This window comes from Christiangramia fulva (genome assembly GCF_003024155.1).
In the GTDB taxonomy this organism is placed as follows: Bacteria; Bacteroidota; Bacteroidia; order Flavobacteriales; family Flavobacteriaceae; genus Christiangramia; species Christiangramia fulva.
The window spans coordinates 3,884,233-3,902,441 of record NZ_CP028136.1 but is presented as its reverse complement, the minus strand read 5'-3'; the positions used below and the strand labels follow the sequence as shown (position 1 = coordinate 3,902,441).

Sequence of the window (18,209 nt, the reverse complement as noted above, 5' to 3'; positions counted from 1 at the left end):
AATGTCAAAAATTAAGATACTTCACATCATAAAATCCCTCGGCCGCGGAGGTGCTGAAATGTTGTTACCGGAGACCCTGAGTTTGCACAACCGGGATCACTTCGAATTTCACTATATTTATTTTCTGCCCTGGAAAAATCAGATGGTCGGGGAGATCAAAGCACAAGGGGGAACTGTTACCTGTTTCCTGGCAAAAAATAATATTGAGCTTATTTTAAAGCAATCGGAAGTCGTCAGGTATTGCGATAAAAATCAGATCCAATTAATCCATGCTCATTTGCCCTGGTCCGGTTTTCTGGCAAGGCTGATCTATAAAAAAACCGGAATCCCGGTTGTTTATACCGAACACAACATTCAGGAGCGATACCACAAAGCAACAAAACTTCTGAACAAATTCAGCTTTAACCGGCAGAGTATGGCCCTTGGGGTTTCTGAAGATGCAACCAGATCTATAAGAGAGAATATCAAACCTCAAATCCCGGTTCAAACTCTTTTGAACGGAGTGAATACAAGTAAATTTAAACGAGACCTTCAAAAAGGTCTGGCTATCCGCAAGAAATATAATATTCCTGCAAATGCTGTGGTTATAGGAAATATCGCGGTTTTTCGGGAACAAAAGAACCTGACCGCCTGGATAAAGGCCTTTAAAAGAATAAGTGAAAGCAGGGATGCTTATGGTATCCTGGTGGGTGCGGGGCCTCAGGAAGAACAGCTAAAATCTCATGCAAACGAATATGGCCTGGAAGGCAGACTCGTTTTCCCGGGATTGCAGACTGATACGATCTCTTTCTTTTCTGCTATGGATATTTTTATGATGAGTTCCTCTTTTGAAGGCCTTCCTATAGCTTTATTGGAAGGCATGAGTATGGAGTGTGCCATTGTGTCAACTGCTGCCGGTGGAGTTAAGGAGGTGATCAGGAATGGGCAGGATGGCCTGATCTGCGAAGTTGAAGATTGGGAAAAACTTTCTGATCTTTGTCTCAGTCTTATGAACGATCCTGAAAAACTTAAAACCTTCCAAAAAGCGGCCCGGGAACGGGTGGTGAAGAATTTTAGTTTGAAGAGGATGGTTGAGGAGTTGGAGGGGATTTATGGTGAGATTGTGAAGGAGTGATGCTGTGAAGTAGTGATCTTGGGAGGAAGTGATCTTGTGAGGAAGTGATGAAATCTCGACTCCGCTCGATGGGACAATTCATTTAGGACGAGGGGACATAGAGAAGGGGGAGACTTGGAGACTCGGGGAAGAGGAGACCTTGGGACGAGGAGACTTGGGGACGAGGAGAAAAGGGGACACGGCGAAACTGCGAGACTTGGGGGACGAGGAGAAAAGGGGGCTTGGAGACGAGGAGATTTGGAGAGGTTGAAATAAATACCTGGTTTGCTTCACTGAATCCATGAAATCCGTTTAAATCCGTGAAATCAAAATTTGAATAAATGATCATCAGAGAAGCAACAGAAAATGATATTCCCGACATTGTAAAGGTTTTAAAGTCCAGCCTTGGGGAGGATCAATTGCTGCTCTCAGAAAAGGTTTGGAGATATAAGCATATAGACAATCCTTTTGGAAAGTCATTGGTTTTGGTTGCCGAAGAAGATGGAGAAATTATTGGGATAAGGGCTTTTATGAGATGGGACTGGCAGCAGGCAGAGCAGTTATATCATTGTTTTCGGGCGGTAGATACGGCTACTCATCCTGCTCACCAGGGGAAAGGTATATTCAAGAAGCTTACCTTAAAGGCTGTCGAGATAGCGAAGGGGAATGGTGAAGATTTTATTTTCAATACTCCCAACGAAAAGAGCCGTCCCGGTTATTTAAAAATGGGATGGCAAGCCGTCGGTAAAATAAAAGTAGGCCTAAAACCTTCAGTTCATGGTATATTTGGTTTCCAAAAGAAAATAGACTATAATATCACCAGGAGTGGTTCCGGAGAAGATATAGAAAACCTGTGTGAGAAATGGAATTCCGATAAAATGTCGGCGAATAAATTATTTACCCCCAAATCTCCTAAGTTCCTTTACTGGAGATATGAAAATAATCCCCTGCAAAGCTATGAGGTAATGAGTAATAGGAAATTCTATTTGGCAGCTTATGTGAAAAAGAGAAAAAGATTAAAGGAATTGCGCATAGCCGAATGCATCTATGATAAAAGCAGTGTAGAAGCGCAAAAAGAGGTGGACCGTGCGATTAGCAAGCTGGAGAAGAAATTTGGAGCTCAATTTCTGAGTTTTGCTCCGGCTTTTCTGAAAACTGGTTTCCTAAAGATCAAGGGTAATTACGGACCTATCCTGACCCTTCGGAATCTGAATTTATTAGAACAAAAAGAAAAACAATTTCTTCAAATACAGGAGTGGCATAACAGCCTTGGAGATCTGGAATTATTTTAAAGATGTTGGGAGTATTTTTTTTAATCATATTATTTTATCTTCTGAACCAGGTCATCTTTGCGGCCTACACCAAAAGGCATCCTTTTTTTGATAAAAAGAAGATGAACCTTTTATACCTGTATCATCTTGTCTTCTATGGGATCTACTCAGCTTACGCATATTTTAATTTATCTGATTCAAAATCCTATTTTAAATTTTTCGAACAAAATCGTCTTTCCTGGTTTGGATTATTTGGAACAGATACTGCTTTCATTCATTTTTTAGCCTATCCGTTTTATGAACTGGGATTTTCGTATGATATGCTTATGTGTACCTTTTCCTGGTTTGGATATTTAGGCTTTGTTTATGCTTATTTATTCTTCCGGGAAAAAATACCAGTAAAGGTGCAGGTTTTTAAGCGTTTTGATCTAATGACCCTGATCCTGTTCTTTCCCAATATGCATTTCTGGACCGCCTCTCTGGGAAAAGGAGCTCCAATTTTTTTGGGATTGATGATGTTTACCTATGCGATCGCTGAACCAAAATCTCGCCTTCCCATTCTTTTTCTGGGTTCTGCCATTATCTTTTATATCCGACCCCATGTGTTTCTATTTGTAGCTTTGGGAGCTGTAATGGGATATATGAGCGGAAGGGAAAAAATCGCATTATGGAAAAAGATACTCGTATATATTTGTATGATTGGAGCCGTTTATATTGCTCAGGACAAGATCCTGGGAGTAATGGGATTGCAAAATTCAGAGGACATTGTTACAGATTTTGAACAGGCTGCGGAAAAAAATGCCGAAGATTTAAGTAAAGCCGGCTCGGGAGTAGATATGAGCTCTTACCCATTGCCTTTAAAACTGTTTACCTTTTGGTTTCGTCCCCTTTTTATTGATGCTCCCAATTTCCTTGGAATTATTACCTCTGTTGAAAACCTGCTTTATTTATTGTTATTTGTAAAAATTCTCAAAAAAGATTTTATCAAATTTCTTCGAAAGTCTCCTTCCATGGTTAAAATGAGTTTCGTGATATTTTTATCGGCTTCGGTTGCCATGACCTTTGTAATGTCGAATTTGGGAATCATCATGCGGCAAAAGACGATGGTTATGTATTATTTGTTTTTCGTGATCTACTATTATCTCGCTGAAAAAAAGTTTATCAGGATCAAAAAACTGCAGAAATTGAGAGAACGAAGGATAAAGGAAATTGAAGTGGCCGTTTAGGAGTGAAGAAGTTGTGATCAGGAGGAAAGGGGAAGCAGGAGATTTGAGGATGAAGTTGTGAGTGTTCACTGTTCAGTATTGAGTAAAAAATAAATTATAAAGTATTAGTAGAGTAATAGGATTTTTGTACGGAATGATAATAGAAAGAAAAAAGGAGACGCGGAGAAAGGGAGACTGGGAGACGGGGAAAGGATAGATAAACTTGTGAAGTAGTAATGAAGTGATGCTTTGAAAGTGTGATCTTGTGATGAAGTGACAGGTGGAGCAGGAGATTTGAGGATGAAGTTGTAAGTGTTCACTGTTCAGTATTGAGTGAAAATTAATTTACAAAGTATATTAAGAGTGGGATTTTTTAAGGAATGACAAGAGAAAAAAAAAGAAGACAAAGAGAAAGGGAGACTGGGAGACAAAAAAAGACGCGGAGAAAAGGAGACTATTAGACAGGAGAGATTTTTTGGTGAATAAAGGATCCAGAATTTGTATCCGTTGTGGTTTAACCTTATCACTTAGCGCTGATGCAGTTAGACCTTTAGAGTCGAAGTATTCAATCCCGAATTAACAAATTAACCAATTAACCCATCCCATTAACCGATTAACCAATCCCTAATTAACCGATTAAGCTTTCAAAATGAACCAAAAAAAGTATGGCATCTTTACAATTTCCCTGGATTTTGAACTTCTTTGGGGGGTGTTTGATCATACGGAGCCTTCTAATGTTTTTGAATATTTTTCAAATACAAAGAAACTTATTCCGGAACTTTTAAAGGAATTCTCACAACATAATATTCATGTAACCTGGGCTGTTGTAGGCATGCTTTTCAATAAAGGCTGGGATGAATGGAAGCGTAATATTCCGGTGGTGCAATCTGTCTACGAGAATTCAAAACTTTCAGCCTATAACTTTGGAATGGAATTCAAGGCGGATCCAGATTCCGAAATATTTTGTTTCGCACCAGAACTTATAGATACTATTAAGAAAACACCGGGTCAGGAAATAGGAACCCATACCTATAGCCATTATTACTGTGGAGAAAAAGGGCAGGATGTTAAACAATTCGAAGCCGATCTGGAAACCGCTGTGAAATTGGCGACGGAACAGGGAATTTCCTTAAAATCCCTTGTTTTCCCCAGAAATCAACTAAATGAGGATTATCTCAAAGTTTGTTACCAATATGGAATTGAAAATGTTCGTTCTAATCCCTCCAGCTGGTATTGGAAAAACCCTTTAGACTCCAACCTGCCAACTAAAATTGCCCGTACAGGAGATGCCTACGTCAATTTCGGAAAGAAGACCTATCCTCTTTCGAATCTTCAACGCCAGGAAGGCATGCCGCTTCAGCAGCCGGCTAGTCGCTTCTTCAGGCCTTATGAAGAAAATTTTTTTCTTCATAATGTGAAGATGAGAAGGATTCTCAACGAAATGGAAAATGCTGCGAAAAATGCGGAAATTTATCACCTTTGGTGGCATCCTCATAATTTTGGAAACCATCCTCAGGAAAGTTTAAAGGACTTAAAATCGATATTAGATCATTTTTCAAAACTAAAAGAAAAATATAATTTCCAATCGCTAAATATGCAGGAGATTGGAGCTAAGATAAGCTAAGGTATGTGTGGAATAAACGGCGTTTTGACCCTGAATTCTTCGAGATCTGTTCGATCAATTCTTGCGGATATGAATCAAAAAATTATTCATCGCGGCCCCGATGAAGACGGATTTTTCGAAAATGAAAATTCTTCTTTCAGAATCGGTATGGCAATGCGTCGTTTATCTATTATTGATCTTGCAACCGGAAAACAGCCTTTTTATTCTGAAGATGGTAAGATCGCCCTGGTCTTTAACGGTGAAATCTATAATTTCCAGAAACTAAGGCGGCAATTGGAAGCTAAAGGTGTTGTTTTCAATACTACTTCAGATACTGAAGTTATCCTGCGACTATATGAAAAATATGGAACAGATTCTTTCAGAATGCTTGACGGAATGTTTGCCTTCAGTATTTATGATGATAATTTGAAAAAGATTTTTATAGCCCGTGATTTTTTTGGTGAAAAACCTCTTTATTATACCCGAAATGGGAATTCATTTTTTTGGGCATCAGAACTAAAATCAATTGTACCCCATCTTGAAAATAAGCCTTCAATTTCTGTTGAAGGACTCGACCTTTTCTTCCGCTTAACCTATATTCCAGCTCCTTTTAGCATCTATGAGAATATTTTTAAACTGGAAGCTAATTCCTATCTCGAAATTAATTGTGAGGATCTTTCATTTTCTCTAAATAAAATTGTGAAGGAGGAACATATTGAAAAGGATTCTCAAATAAGTTATGAGGAGGCAAAAAAGAAAACTTATGATCTTGTAAATGAAAGTGTGGAAAGCCGATCTTATGCCGATGTGCCTTTGGGAACCTTTCTTTCTGGAGGAGTTGATTCTTCTATCGTTTCTCTTGCCCTGGCTCAACAGAAGGATTATAGAATCGATACATTCTCGATAGGCTTTGAAAAGAAATCTTTTGATGAATCTGATAAAGCAAGAACGGTAGCGAAGCTGATCAATAGTAAACACCATGAATTTATAATTTCCATCAAAGATCTTAGGGATAATATTGACAGTATTTTGTTGAATTTTGATGAACCCTTTGCTGATTCTTCATCGCTTCCTACCTATCTGGTTGCGCATAAAACACGGCAATTTGTAAAGGTTGCGCTTACCGGTGATGGTGGTGATGAGGTCTTTGGAGGTTATAATAAATATTATATGGGAAAAATGAACAGAAAATATACCTCTGTTATTCCCGAACAAGGACACGAAGTCCTTTCTTCTGTATTAAATCCGCTTCTTTCCAGTAAGGATGATAAGAGAGGTTTGAGGTTCAAGGTAAAAAAAACCCTGGCCTCTGTGAATTATGATGGGAACTTCTATTTCAATATCATTTCACTTGCTAATCAGGCCCAGGAATTAAGAGAGCTTTTAAGACCGAAATATTATAATGGTAATATTTGGAGTCACTGGAAAAAGATTTTTCCTTCAAGGATCGAAACTTTAGGTGATTTCAGGCTTGTTGACAAACATATAAGCCTGGAAGGTGATATGCTTGTAAAAGTTGACCGCACCAGCATGCTCACCTCCCTGGAAAGCAGGGCGCCATTCTTAAATAAAAAACTATGGGATTATACCAATTCCCTGCCTGACGATTATTTAATGAAAGGTTGGGACAAAAAGCATATTTTAAAAGATGCCTATCGCAAAGAATTCCCCGACAAATTTTTAGATAAATCTAAAAAAGGATTTGGGGTTCCGGTGGGCGATTGGTTGCGTGAACATCTTTCTGCCGAACTGAAATCTTACTCCAATTATGATTTTTTAGAAAAACAGGGCATCTTCAATACTACCCGCGTAAATACTTTGGTAGAAAGGCATCTAAATTCTAAAGAGGATAATACCTTTAAGGTATGGGCCTTTTACTGTTTTCAGAAGTGGTATAAAAACACCTTTTTGTCCATTTAGTTTTCATTTCAAAAGGAAAAGGAAAACAGCTTTCTATTCCCTTTCCAAAAAAATAGTAGATTTGAGTTAAGTAACCGGCCGGCATGATCAACAAGCAAACTTTTAAGAAGAATTTCTTTTATTTCAATTTCTTCTATGATTATCTGGGTTTAAGGCTCTTTATTGATGTTTTTCTCAGCATTATTTTAGGTCTACTTGATGGTTTGGGAATAGCGATGTTCATTCCGCTTATCCAACTCTCTTTGGGAATAGAATCGGGCGTCGAGGTGAATAATTATCTGGACCGTTTTTTAAATTTTATTTCGATTGAGCTTTCCCTGAAGAATGTATTTTTTTTAATTCTGATCATTTTTTCTTTAAAAGGAATTCTTCGTTTTATGGAGATCACTTACCGCGTTTATCTCCAGCAGTTTTTTATGCGGAAATTAAGATTCGAACATTTGGATCTTTTCAATACTTACGATTATCAGAAATTTTCCGTAGCCGATACCGGGAGAATTCAGAACAGTTTTACCGGGGAAATTAACCGAATCAATGGTGCTTACAAACAGTATTTTAAATCTTTGCATTATTTCGCACTTGTGGTGGTTTATGTGCTTTTAGCCATAAGGACTGCCTGGATCTTTTCCCTGTTGGTGCTCCTCGGGGGCCTTTTGATGAACTTTGTTTTCTCCTATATTTATAAAAGAACGAAATATTTCTCCAAAAAATATACACAGGAAAGCCATCATTTCCAGGGATTGCTGATGCAGGCGATCAATCATTTTCAGTATTTAAAAGCCACGGGACTGAATAGAACCTTCGGCAAACGGATAAAGGACAGGGTAAAAATTCTGGAGAAATACCAGAAAAAACTGGGGATCTCTGAAGCGATTTTAAGTGGGCTAAGGGAACCATTGATAATTATTATTGTCTTTGGTGCTATTTTCACATTTATTCATTTTTCCGAAAGGCCGGTGGCTACCATTATGTTGAGTCTGATCCTTCTTTACCGAGCAATCACTTTTTTTATGGCCATGCAGGAACAATGGAATTTTTTCCTGGGAAATTCAGGAAGTATTTCAAATATTATCCACTTCAGAAAAGAATTAAAGAATAATCAGGAATCCTCAGGAGATATTGTTTTTAAAAGTTTTGACGATAAAATTGAATTAAAAGCAGTTTCCTTTTCCTATGAAAAAAAACGGCCGGTGTTGAAGGATATCGATCTGGTAATCAGCAAAAATGAAATTGTTGCGATCGTTGGGGAGAGTGGTGCCGGTAAAACTACATTAATGAATATCCTTTCAGGAATTATAACTCCCGATAGTGGCCGTTTTATTGTTGATGGAGAACCGATGAAAAATCTGGACCTGATCTCTTTTAGGAAAAAGACCGGGTATATAGTTCAGGACCCCGTTATTTTTAATGATTCGGTATTTAATAACATCAGTTTCTGGAAAGAAAAAAATAATGCAAGTCTTGATAGATTCTGGAAAGCCGCAGAAAAAGCGGCAATCGATTCATATATTAAAAGCTTACCATATAAGGAAGAAACTCTGCTGGGTTATAACGGAATAAACATCAGTGGAGGTCAAAAACAGCGATTTTCTATTGCCAGGGAACTATTTAAGGAAACTGAAATTCTTTTTATGGATGAGGCGACTTCTTCCCTGGATAGTGAAACAGAGAATGAAATTCAGAATAACCTGATCAGCCTTAAAGGAAAATACACGATGATTATCATTGCCCATCGCCTTTCAACGGTGAAATTTGCAGATAAGATCATTGTTTTAAAAGACGGTCGCATCGAATCCAGTGGTACCTATGCCGAACTGATGTCGAAAAGTAAAGAATTCCAGCGGATGGTCCGCTACCAGAGCCTTTAAAATGACTGAAAAAAGAGTATCTATAAGATTTGCGGCTTTCGTTATCACCTATAACCGGGTTCAGGTTCTTCCTGATACTATAAAAAAAATACTGTCTCAGTCCTTGCCTCCTGAAGAACTTTTAATTGTTGATAATAGTGATAATGATACTACCGAAAAATTGGTGGAATCCTTGTCAAATCCTAAAATCTCCTATTATAAGGTTGGATATAATTCAGGACCAGCAGGAGCTTCGAAAATAGGGCTGGAGCAATTGGCTAAGGAAGGGTTTGAATGGATCTACTGGGGAGATGATAATAATCCGCCGCGGGATGATAGCGTTTTTAAAAGAATGCTGGAGTGCATAAACCGCTTAGAAAAAGAAAGCCGAAAACCCGGTTTAATGGCCGGCACCGGAGCTTCTTTTAATAGCCTCACTGGAAGAATAAGATCTCATTCCAATGCTGAATTAAGAGGAAAAGAAATATTGGAGACCGATGTTGTGCCGGGAGGACATACCTTATTTGTGAATTCGGAATTAGTTCGAAGAAAAATTCTTCCCGATCCCAATCTTTTTTTTGCCTTTGAAGACCTTGATCTAAGTTTAAAATCGAAAAACGCCGGTTTCCATAATTTCGTGGATGCCAGGACCTGGCTTCAGGTTCGTTATAAATACGGCGATTCAGCCGAAGACTATCGTCCGAATCTTAAAAAGAAAGAAGTTAACAGGAATCGTGAATTTTATTCTGCACGAAATCTTTTACATATATTCTACCAGCAAAGGTATTATTCAGCTTTTGCTTTTACCTTCCTGAAAATTCTGATAAAAATACCTTTGGGTTATTTTAAAAAAAGTGGATCTAAAAGTTCAAAAATTTATACCAGGGCTTTGAAACAATTCTTAACAGGAAAGTATCAAAATAATCTTAAGGTTGATTGAGTTTACGGAAATCCTTTTAAATTGCCGCTAATAAAGATCGTTTCATGAATTTCAAAGAAGACAGGCTTTTACTTCTGGATTGTACGCTGCGGGATGGCGGATACTATACAAACTGGGATTTTCCTGAGGATCTTCTAATTTCATATTTCGAATTGACCAATCAACTGCCTTTGGATTATATTGAAATAGGTTATTTTTCAATTCAAAAAGAAGATTACCACGGAGCTTTTTACTACCTGCCGCAAAAAGTGCTCGAAAAGTGCTGCGACCGCTCCATTCATAAACTGGCGGTAATGATCAATGAAAAGGAAGTTAGTGAAAATGATTGTTCTTCCTTACTGGAAAATGCAAAAGGTTATATCGATTTGGTTCGGCTCGCAGTAAAACCGGAAAATCTTGAACGATCTTTAAAACTTGGCAAAAGAATAAAGGAAGAAGGTTTTGAGGTGGCTCTAAATCTTATGTACGCAAGTGAATGGCAGGATAATTATCCGGGAAAAGAAATTTTGCAGCAGATAAATGAAGGTTTTGATTTCTTTTATCTGGTGGATTCTTATGGAGGAATGTTTCCCGATTCTGTACAAAAATGTCTTGCCTATTTGAAATCTGAATTAACTATCCTAATTGGATTTCATGGCCATAATAATCTGGAACTTGCTCTGGCGAATTCTTTAGCTGCGCGCAATTCCGGTGCAGGAATTATTGATTCCACTGTTCTAGGAATGGGTAGAGGTGCCGGGAATTTAAGAACGGAACTTTTACTGAGTGTCCTTTTTAAAGAGCAGATTATCGAGCTGGATCTGGATGTGCTGAATTCGATCAGCGATATTTTTGAAGAATTTCGGGGGAAATATCACTGGGGCACTAATTTGCCTTATATGGTTTCGGGTATCAGATCCCTTCCACAAGATGCCGTTATGTCACAAGTGAAAAAGCGATTTTTTTCGTTGAATTCCTTTAAAAAAGATATCTCGACGAAAAAAGAGCCCGTTTCAGAAAATTATAAATTTCCCAAATTTGAAAAAGCCATTCTAATAGGTGGTGGGGATTCAGTGAAATCCCATTGTGAAGCCATAAACGAATTTGCCGAAAATGAGAAAAATATTCTTATCATTTTTGCCAGTTCTAAAAATGTTACCTGCTTTTCAGAGAGTTCTAATTTTCAACTTCACTTTTTAGCCGGAAACGAAGGAAAACGCTTGCAATCTCAAAAAGAAATCAAAGATTTTTCAAATAGAATTGCCATTTTAGCACCCGATTTCTTTTCAACTTTGACATATATCCCGGAAAATCTTGAAAAGCAGTCAATAAAACTGAAAAGCAAAGATTTTGACCAGAAGTACCAGCGCTCCATGACTGCCTTGATATTACAGTTTTGTCTGAAACATTCTATAAAAGAGCTTTTTGTTACCGGTTATGATGGTTATGGAGGAACTATGACCAAGGAAGAACTTGAACTTTTCGAGGAAAACTCAAGGATTTTTGAAGATTTTAAAGATGAACTTAAAATCTGGAGTTTAACCCCAACCGAATATTCATTAGATTCCAGATCAATTTATACCTTAATTTAGTGAGCCTCGCATTATTCATACCTGTAAGAAAAGGGAGTGAACGTGTAAAAGAAAAGAACACGAGAAAATTCTCTGATATCCCCGGCGGATTACTTGAGTTGAAACTTAACCAGTTACTTAAAATTACTTCTTTTACCGAGATAATAATTTCAACCAATGATCCCCAATGTATCGAGATTGCTGAAGGTTTTAAGGAGAAGTTAAGTTCCTTAAAGATAGTCCAACGTCCTGAAGAACTTTCTTCTTCAGAAACAAAGCTTACCGACCTTATTAAATATATTCCTCAAATTACCCAATGCGAACATATTTTATGGAGCCATGTGACCTCGCCATTCTGCCAGGCAGAAAATTATCGGGATGCCATTGAGAAATTCAGGAATCTTGAAAATCATGATTCATTGATGTCGGTAGAATGTAAAAAAGAATTTTTTTGGGACCGAAAGAAGAAAAGATTGGCCAACGCCAAGGGAAATCAGGTATGGCCGCGTTCACAGGATCTGGAAGAAATTTATCAGGTGAATAGTGCCATTTTCCTGGCCAGTAGGAAGTTTTACGAAAATGGAAACAGAATTGGTAAAGATCCTTTTTTATATGAAATGAATAAATTGGACTCCTGGGATATTGATACCGATCTTGATTTTAAATTAGCCGAAGCGATTTATGAAAAATTTTATCGATAAAAATGTAATATTCTGGGATTTTGACGGTGTGATTATCGATTCGGAAAAGGTGCGGACCTATGGATTCGAAAAAGTACTGGAAGATTATCCAAAAGACCAGGTACAACAATTGGTTAAATACCATCATCAAAACGGCGGGATCTCGCGGTATGTAAAATTTCGTTATTTCTTTGAAGAGATCCGTCACGAAGAGGTCAGTGATGAGAGAGTAGAGGAGCTGGCTTCACGTTTTTCAGATATCATGGTAAAAAAACTGGTCGATAAAAAAGTGCTGATACCGGAAACGCTTCAATTTATTCAAAAAAATAAAGATAATTATCGAATGCTGATTGTTTCCGGTTCCGATGGAGAAGAACTGAGGTTTTTATGTAAAGAACTGGAAATCGCCCATCTTTTTGAAGAAATAGAAGGTTCCCCAACGCCGAAGCCACAACTTGTAAAGCAGCTACTTGAAAAAAAGAAAATTGAGCCTTCTGAAAGTGTTCTCATTGGAGATTCGGTAAACGACTATGAGGCAGCTGAAAAAAATAATGTTCAGTTTTTTGGCTTCAATAACCCGGCCTTAAAAGAAAAAGACCTTAACTATATTGAATCCTTTGAATAAAGTTATACGACACCTGTACGGGAAATACCTTTTCCATATTTCTGTAGCCGAATTTGATCCCGTAGCCGAATTCAGTCAAAAGAAAATTGCGGTCATAGGAGCGGCAGACACAGCCCTTATTAAATCAAACAGGGAAATAATTGAAGCTTCTGATATTGTTATTCGCGTAAATAAAGCTCCGCATGCGTGGGAGCCTTCCCTGGATAAATATATGGGGAAGCGGATCGACATTTTATACCATAGTTTTTTTGAAAATGAGCAGAGTGGAGGCGGGGAAATAGATTTGGACCTTTATACCAAATTTGGAATTCAAAAAATTATCAATCCTAATAATAATTCATTAGGAAGAAAAGCCCAATTGAATTTTTATAAAAGGAAAAAACAAAGAATTCCCACCTATTTGTTAAATAAAGAAATTTCTGAAAATATCTCTTCGAGATTTGGTTCTCATTTACCAACTATCGGTTTTTATGCGCTTGCTTCTTCCCTTATTCCTCAAACCGAACAGGTCTTTATCGCCGGCTTTAGTTTTTTTAAAACTGCGTATTATAAAGGCTATCGCGATCATCTCGAAGATCAAAGAGATAACGAAAATCATATCGCTGCGCAGGGCTTACATTCACCCGATAAAGAATTTCAGGTTTTTAAAGATTTTCTTAGGACTTCACCCTCAAAAAAAATTATCTTGGACGATTATTTAGAAAAAATTATCGAGCCTGAAACTTAATATGAAGATTCTTTATTATACTACTTCTTATCACGCCAGTCACGGCGGGAGTATTCAATCTATTGAATTTTTTCGGCATCTTGATAAAGATAAATCGGTTGAGAAATATTTGTTTCCTGAAACAGGTAAGGATTCCATAAAAAAGCCGCGAAAAGATAATGGAATAAAGTCCTTTTTAAAAAAGTTCGGTCTTTTTCAGGCAGTTTCCTTTTTCAGAAGGAATAGATTTTATTTTTCTGGCCTGATTAAAAGGATAAGAGAGGTAAAACCCGATGTGCTCATTTTACAAATGGATTCAAATTTTCTTCAAATTGACAAGCTGCGAAAGCTTTTTCCGGATCTTTTAATTTGTGCGCAGATAAATGGTTCTCCATTTGATGAATTTTACAGGAATATAACTTTCAGAAATTTATTTATAAAAAAACAAAGGCATTCCTATACAAAAAGTGATCTGAATTTCTTTATTTCCGACTTTTCCCGTCAGCGTATTATGGGAAGTGATCTTGACGAGAGCCGGGATAAAGTGATTTATAACGGTACTGATATCAGTAAATTTTTTCCACTGCCCGATAAAAAGGAAATTCGAGAAAAGCTTGGTTATCCGGAAGATAAAATAATAATCGGTTATATTGGAACCCTTGATTTTCATAAAAAATTACTTCGATTAACCGAAGCCTTCAGAGAAATCGAAAAAGAACTACCTGATACGGCTCTTGTTATTATTGGCGATGGACCGGCGTATTCAAAAATTCATCATTTTATAAAACATTATTCTTTAGAAAATAAAATTATTCTCAAAGGTTGGATAAAGCATGAACAGGTGAATGAGCATCTCAACTGTTTTGATATAGCGGTACATCATTATGCCAACCATTACATGAATCCGCTGAAGATTTTTGAATATCTCGCCGCAGGGTTACCTGTAATTGCACCGGATATAGATTCAGTAAAGAAAATTTTTCGAAATAATGAAGATTTGATTATTTCTTCAGAAGATAATCGCTTCTTAAAAGAAGACCTGTTGAGATTAATTGAAAACAAGGATTTCAGGGAAGGTTTGAGGAATAATCATCAAACTATTGAAAGGATCGCCAAAAAATATACCTGGGATTGTTATTCTCAAACAATTATTCAGGAAATAAACCAGAAATTAAATAAGTCTTTAGAGGAAGATTAATGGAAAAATTAGTGCGAATAACTACCATTCCTTTATCTCTGGAAAAACTTCTGGAAGGTCAGCTTACTTTTATGAATCAGTATTATGAAGTTACGGCTGTTTCCGCGGAAGAAGAACGATTGAAGAGGTATGGAGAGAATAATGGCGTCAGAACCTATTGTGTTGATATGACCCGTGCTATCACTCCATGGAAAGATTTAAAAGCACTCACTAAACTATACAATTTCTTCAGAAAAGAAAAACCTTTGATCGTCCATACCCACACTCCCAAAGCCGGAATTATAGGAATGCTGGCGGCTAAAATAGCTGGAGTTCCAATACGGCTGCATACCGTTGCCGGATTACCTTTGCTGGAAGCACAGGGGAATAAGCGTAAGCTCCTCGATTTTGTTGAAAAGCTCACTTACCAGTGTGCGACCAGGGTTTATCCTAATTCTAAAGAATTAAAAAAAATTATTTTAAACCTTGGTTATACTTCTGAAAATAAACTCAAAGTTTTAGGCAAGGGAAGCTCCAATGGCATTGACACGGAATATTTTAATCCTGATAAATATAAAGATTCCGATAAAGTAGAATTGAGGAAGAATCTAAAGATTCCTTCAGAAGATTTCGTTTTTATTTTCGTTGGCAGGCTGGTGAAGGAAAAAGGAATAAACGAACTTGTTCGGAGCTTTGTAAGGCTACAAAACGAAATTGAAGATATTTCCCTACTTTTAGTGGGGCCGTTGGAGCAGGACCTGGATCCTTTAGATGAGGAGGTGCTGAAAATTATTCAAGATCATGCTAAAATTTTCACCACGGGTTACCAGGTAGATGTAAGACCTTATTTTGCAATTTCCAATGCTCTTGCTTTCCCCAGTTACCGGGAAGGTTTTCCTAATGTGGTCATGCAGGCAAATGCCATGGATCTTCCGGCAATAGTGACCGATATAAATGGCTGTAATGAAATAATTGAGGAGGGCGAAAACGGATTTATCATTCCGGTAAAAAACCCGGAAGTTTTGAAAGAGAAGATGAAAATATTGGTTTCAGAGCCCGAAAAATATCAGAGTCTGAGAAAAAACACCCGGAAACAGATAATTGAAAATTATAACCGAAAAGATTTCTGGGAAATTTTGTTAAAAGAATATAAAGAATTAGAAGCCCTTCATAAACATTTTTAAATTCGTTCACTGATTATGTTGGCCGACTGACTACAACTAAAATGTATAGAAAAGTAGTGAAACCTTTATCAGATTTTGTAATAGCCTTTGTGGGATTGCTGCTTTTAAGTCCGTTATTACTGGTAGTAATCATTTTACTTTTTATTGTCAATAATGGAAAGCCGTTCTTTTTTCAGAAAAGGCCGGGAAAAAATGGAAAGATTTTCAACATAGTGAAGTTCAGGACTATGAATGACAGAACTGATAAGGAGGGAAAACTTCTGCCTGATGCTGAACGCTTAACATTTATCGGTAAGATAGTAAGGAAAACTTCCATTGATGAAATCCCTCAGCTGTGGAATGTGCTGAAAGGAGATATGAGCCTAATTGGGCCGCGGCCCTTATTGCCGGAATATTTAGAGATATATTCACCTTTTCAGAAAAGGAGGCATGAGGTAAAACCGGGAATTACAGGCTGGGCGCAAGTGAATGGAAGAAATGCCATTAGCTGGACCAGGAAATTTGAATATGATGTGTGGTATGTTGATCATTTATCCTTTTTACTGGATTTGAAAATTTTTTTCAGAACTATTCAAAAAGTTTTCCTTTCAGAAGGAATTAATACGGCGAATATGGCAACTACAGAACCTTTTAACGGAAATAACTAATGCTAATAATTGGAGCAAGCGGTCATGCCCGGGTAATTATCGATATAATTCACAAACTGAACTTATCTATAAAATACATAGTAGATGCAGACCCTGATATAATGGAGATTGAAAACTATGAAGTCCTGCATAAAGTTTCCGATGCTATGAAAAAGCATACTGCTGTTATCGGAATAGGCAATAATCATACCCGCTATAAAATAGTGAGGGAGAAAACTATTGAAAATTTTGCGAAACCCATTGTTCATCCTGATGCCGTAGTTGCTGAAAATTTAAAAATGGGAGAAGGCTCTGTGGTGATGGCGGGAGCTGTGATCAACCCCGCTGCGGTAATAGGAAAACATTGTATAATTAATACATCCTCGATTGTGGAACATGAGGTGGTTTTAGAAGATTTCGTGCATGTTTCTCCTGGAACGGTTCTTACAGGGAATGTCAAGGTAGGTGAAGGTGCACATATTGGAGCCGGAGCTGTTATTATTCCCGGGATCACCGTGGGGAAATGGGCAACAGTGGGAGCCGGTGCTGTGGTAATTGATGATGTGCCCGATTTTGCCGTGGTCGTAGGAAACCCGGGCAGGATCATCAAGTATAATAAATGCGAAAATGAATAAAGATAAAATATGGCTTTCTTCCCCTCATATGGGCGGGAACGAATTAAAATATATCAATAAGGCTTTTGAAGAAAATTGGATCGCGCCTTTAGGTCCAAACGTTAATGAGTTTGAAAAGGATATTCAAAAGTACCTCGATGGAGAGCAAAATCAGGGTATTGAAGTAGCAGCATTGAGTTCCGGAACGGCAGCTCTACATCTCGCTTTAATTTTAGCCGGGGTAAGAAGGGATGATGAGGTTATTTGTCAGAGCATGACCTTTGCCGCCTCGGCTAATCCAATTGTATACCAGGGAGCTACCCCTGTTTTTATAGATAGTGAAAAGAAAACGCTAAATCTTTGCCCTGTTCAGCTGGAAAAAGCAATAAAAGATCGTATTGCCAAAGGAAAAAAGCCGAAAGCCATTATTGCGGTGCATTTATACGGGATGCCTTATCAGGTAGATGAAATCCATAGAATTGCCAGTGAATATGAAATTCCGGTTATTGAAGACAGTGCGGAAGCTTTAGGTAGTACCTATAAAAACAGGAAATGTGGCAGCTTTGGAGACTTTGCGGTATTATCTTTTAACGGTAACAAGATTATTACCACCTCCGGTGGGGGCGCTTTGATTACCCGAAACCTTTCAGATAAGAAAAAAGCAGTTTTTTTAGCGACACAGGCCAGGGATGAGGCACCACATTATCAACACAGCGAAATTGGATACAATTACAGGCTTAGTAATATATCTGCAGGAATTGGACGCGGACAAATGGAAGTAATAGATAAAAGGGTTTCGCAAAGAAGGGAAATGTTTCAATTTTACGTAAATTTGTTCCGCGGAATTGACGGCATAAGTGTATTTGACGAACCTGATGTGGAATTTTTCAGCAATCATTGGCTAAGCATTATCTTTATTGATAAGCAAAAATTAGGGATCGACAGAGAAACCTTAAGGAAGCACCTGGAGGCTGAAAACATTGAGTGTAGGCCACTCTGGAAACCCATGCATCTGCAACCAGTTTTTATGAATTGCCCGTTCTATGGTACGGATGTTGCCGAAGATTTGTTCAAAAATGGCTTATGTTTGCCAAGTGGTTCTAATCTCGCTCCTAAAGATCGGGATAGGATTAAGGATGCGATTTTAAGCTGCCTGAAAAATTAAATT

16 protein-coding genes are annotated in these 18,209 nt (G+C 37.7%); all 16 read left to right on the top strand.

Annotation, left to right across the window (positions count from 1 at the left end):
* Position 1 precedes the first annotated feature (1 nt).
* The 16 genes from C7S20_RS17440 to C7S20_RS17365 all read left to right on the top strand — a co-directional run bounded on the left by C7S20_RS17440 (position 2) and on the right by C7S20_RS17365 (position 18,206).
* Positions 2-1,114 (top strand): glycosyltransferase, encoded by a 1,113-nt coding sequence (locus tag C7S20_RS17440; protein WP_107013669.1) that lies wholly within the window; start codon positions 2-4, stop codon positions 1,112-1,114.
* A gap of 320 nt (positions 1,115-1,434) precedes the next feature.
* Entirely contained in the window at positions 1,435-2,385 is a 951-nt protein-coding gene (locus C7S20_RS17435; RefSeq protein ID WP_107013668.1) for a GNAT family N-acetyltransferase, read from the top strand.
* 2 nt (positions 2,386-2,387) lie between these two features.
* A complete protein-coding gene (locus tag C7S20_RS17430; RefSeq protein WP_107013667.1) occupies positions 2,388-3,590 on the top strand; it encodes a hypothetical protein in 1,203 nt (400 codons plus the stop codon).
* Positions 3,591-4,218: 628 nt separating this feature from the next.
* Positions 4,219-5,193 carry a polysaccharide deacetylase family protein gene (locus C7S20_RS17425; protein ID WP_107013666.1) on the top strand — a complete coding sequence of 325 codons (975 nt, stop codon included), beginning with the start codon at positions 4,219-4,221 and terminating at the stop codon, positions 5,191-5,193.
* Between the two features lie 3 nt (positions 5,194-5,196).
* Positions 5,197-7,092 carry an asparagine synthase (glutamine-hydrolyzing) gene (asnB, locus tag C7S20_RS17420; RefSeq protein WP_107013665.1) on the top strand — a complete coding sequence of 632 codons (1,896 nt, stop codon included), beginning with the start codon at positions 5,197-5,199 and terminating at the stop codon, positions 7,090-7,092.
* 83 nt (positions 7,093-7,175) lie between these two features.
* A complete protein-coding gene (locus C7S20_RS17415; RefSeq protein ID WP_107013664.1) occupies positions 7,176-8,960 on the top strand; it encodes an ABC transporter ATP-binding protein in 1,785 nt (594 codons plus the stop codon).
* Between the two features lies 1 nt (position 8,961).
* The gene (locus C7S20_RS17410; RefSeq protein ID WP_107013663.1) at positions 8,962-9,879 is read left to right on the top strand and encodes a glycosyltransferase; all 918 of its coding nucleotides are present in this window, start codon (positions 8,962-8,964) and stop codon (positions 9,877-9,879) included.
* 44 nt (positions 9,880-9,923) lie between these two features.
* Positions 9,924-11,450 carry a beta/alpha barrel domain-containing protein gene (locus tag C7S20_RS17405; protein ID WP_107013662.1) on the top strand — a complete coding sequence of 509 codons (1,527 nt, stop codon included), beginning with the start codon at positions 9,924-9,926 and terminating at the stop codon, positions 11,448-11,450.
* Positions 11,450-12,130, top strand: a complete 681-nt coding sequence (locus C7S20_RS17400; RefSeq protein WP_107013661.1) for an acylneuraminate cytidylyltransferase family protein — start codon at positions 11,450-11,452, stop codon at positions 12,128-12,130. The genes C7S20_RS17405 and C7S20_RS17400 overlap by 1 nt, the downstream gene beginning before the upstream one ends.
* Positions 12,111-12,734, top strand: a complete 624-nt coding sequence (locus tag C7S20_RS17395; RefSeq protein ID WP_107013660.1) for an HAD family hydrolase — start codon at positions 12,111-12,113, stop codon at positions 12,732-12,734. Before C7S20_RS17400 ends, C7S20_RS17395 begins: the two co-directional genes overlap by 20 nt.
* Complete coding sequence (locus C7S20_RS17390; protein ID WP_159039974.1) at positions 12,727-13,461, top strand: glycosyltransferase family 29 protein; 735 nt, start codon at positions 12,727-12,729, stop codon at positions 13,459-13,461. Before C7S20_RS17395 ends, C7S20_RS17390 begins: the two co-directional genes overlap by 8 nt.
* 1 nt (position 13,462) lies before the next feature.
* Positions 13,463-14,638, top strand: a complete 1,176-nt coding sequence (locus C7S20_RS17385) for a glycosyltransferase family 4 protein (RefSeq protein WP_107013658.1) — start codon at positions 13,463-13,465, stop codon at positions 14,636-14,638.
* Positions 14,638-15,801, top strand: a complete 1,164-nt coding sequence (locus tag C7S20_RS17380; protein WP_107013657.1) for a glycosyltransferase family 4 protein — start codon at positions 14,638-14,640, stop codon at positions 15,799-15,801. The genes C7S20_RS17385 and C7S20_RS17380 overlap by 1 nt, the downstream gene beginning before the upstream one ends.
* Positions 15,802-15,842: 41 nt before the next feature.
* A complete protein-coding gene (locus C7S20_RS17375; protein ID WP_107013656.1) occupies positions 15,843-16,448 on the top strand; it encodes a sugar transferase in 606 nt (201 codons plus the stop codon).
* Complete coding sequence (locus C7S20_RS17370; protein WP_107013655.1) at positions 16,448-17,062, top strand: acetyltransferase; 615 nt, start codon at positions 16,448-16,450, stop codon at positions 17,060-17,062. Before C7S20_RS17375 ends, C7S20_RS17370 begins: the two co-directional genes overlap by 1 nt.
* Complete coding sequence (locus C7S20_RS17365; protein ID WP_107013654.1) at positions 17,055-18,206, top strand: DegT/DnrJ/EryC1/StrS family aminotransferase; 1,152 nt, start codon at positions 17,055-17,057, stop codon at positions 18,204-18,206. Before C7S20_RS17370 ends, C7S20_RS17365 begins: the two co-directional genes overlap by 8 nt.
* Positions 18,207-18,209 lie beyond the last annotated feature (3 nt).

Excerpts from the sequence above, each read along its gene's own strand:
- C7S20_RS17380 (WP_107013657.1), top strand. The coding sequence starts at position 14,638 with ATGGAAAAATTAGTGCGAATAACTACCATTCCTTTATCTCTGGAAAAA.
- asnB (WP_107013665.1), top strand. The coding sequence starts at position 5,197 with ATGTGTGGAATAAACGGCGTTTTGACCCTGAATTCTTCGAGATCTGTT.
- C7S20_RS17365 (WP_107013654.1), top strand. The coding sequence starts at position 17,055 with ATGAATAAAGATAAAATATGGCTTTCTTCCCCTCATATGGGCGGGAAC.
- C7S20_RS17425 (WP_107013666.1), top strand. The coding sequence starts at position 4,219 with ATGAACCAAAAAAAGTATGGCATCTTTACAATTTCCCTGGATTTTGAA.
- C7S20_RS17430 (WP_107013667.1), top strand. The coding sequence starts at position 2,388 with ATGTTGGGAGTATTTTTTTTAATCATATTATTTTATCTTCTGAACCAG.
- C7S20_RS17435 (WP_107013668.1), top strand. The coding sequence starts at position 1,435 with ATGATCATCAGAGAAGCAACAGAAAATGATATTCCCGACATTGTAAAG.
- C7S20_RS17415 (WP_107013664.1), top strand. The coding sequence starts at position 7,176 with ATGATCAACAAGCAAACTTTTAAGAAGAATTTCTTTTATTTCAATTTC.
- C7S20_RS17385 (WP_107013658.1), top strand. The coding sequence starts at position 13,463 with ATGAAGATTCTTTATTATACTACTTCTTATCACGCCAGTCACGGCGGG.
- C7S20_RS17410 (WP_107013663.1), top strand. The coding sequence starts at position 8,962 with ATGACTGAAAAAAGAGTATCTATAAGATTTGCGGCTTTCGTTATCACC.
- C7S20_RS17375 (WP_107013656.1), top strand. The coding sequence starts at position 15,843 with ATGTATAGAAAAGTAGTGAAACCTTTATCAGATTTTGTAATAGCCTTT.
- C7S20_RS17370 (WP_107013655.1), top strand. The coding sequence starts at position 16,448 with ATGCTAATAATTGGAGCAAGCGGTCATGCCCGGGTAATTATCGATATA.
- C7S20_RS17405 (WP_107013662.1), top strand. The coding sequence starts at position 9,924 with ATGAATTTCAAAGAAGACAGGCTTTTACTTCTGGATTGTACGCTGCGG.
- C7S20_RS17395 (WP_107013660.1), top strand. The coding sequence starts at position 12,111 with ATGAAAAATTTTATCGATAAAAATGTAATATTCTGGGATTTTGACGGT.
- C7S20_RS17440 (WP_107013669.1), top strand. The coding sequence starts at position 2 with ATGTCAAAAATTAAGATACTTCACATCATAAAATCCCTCGGCCGCGGA.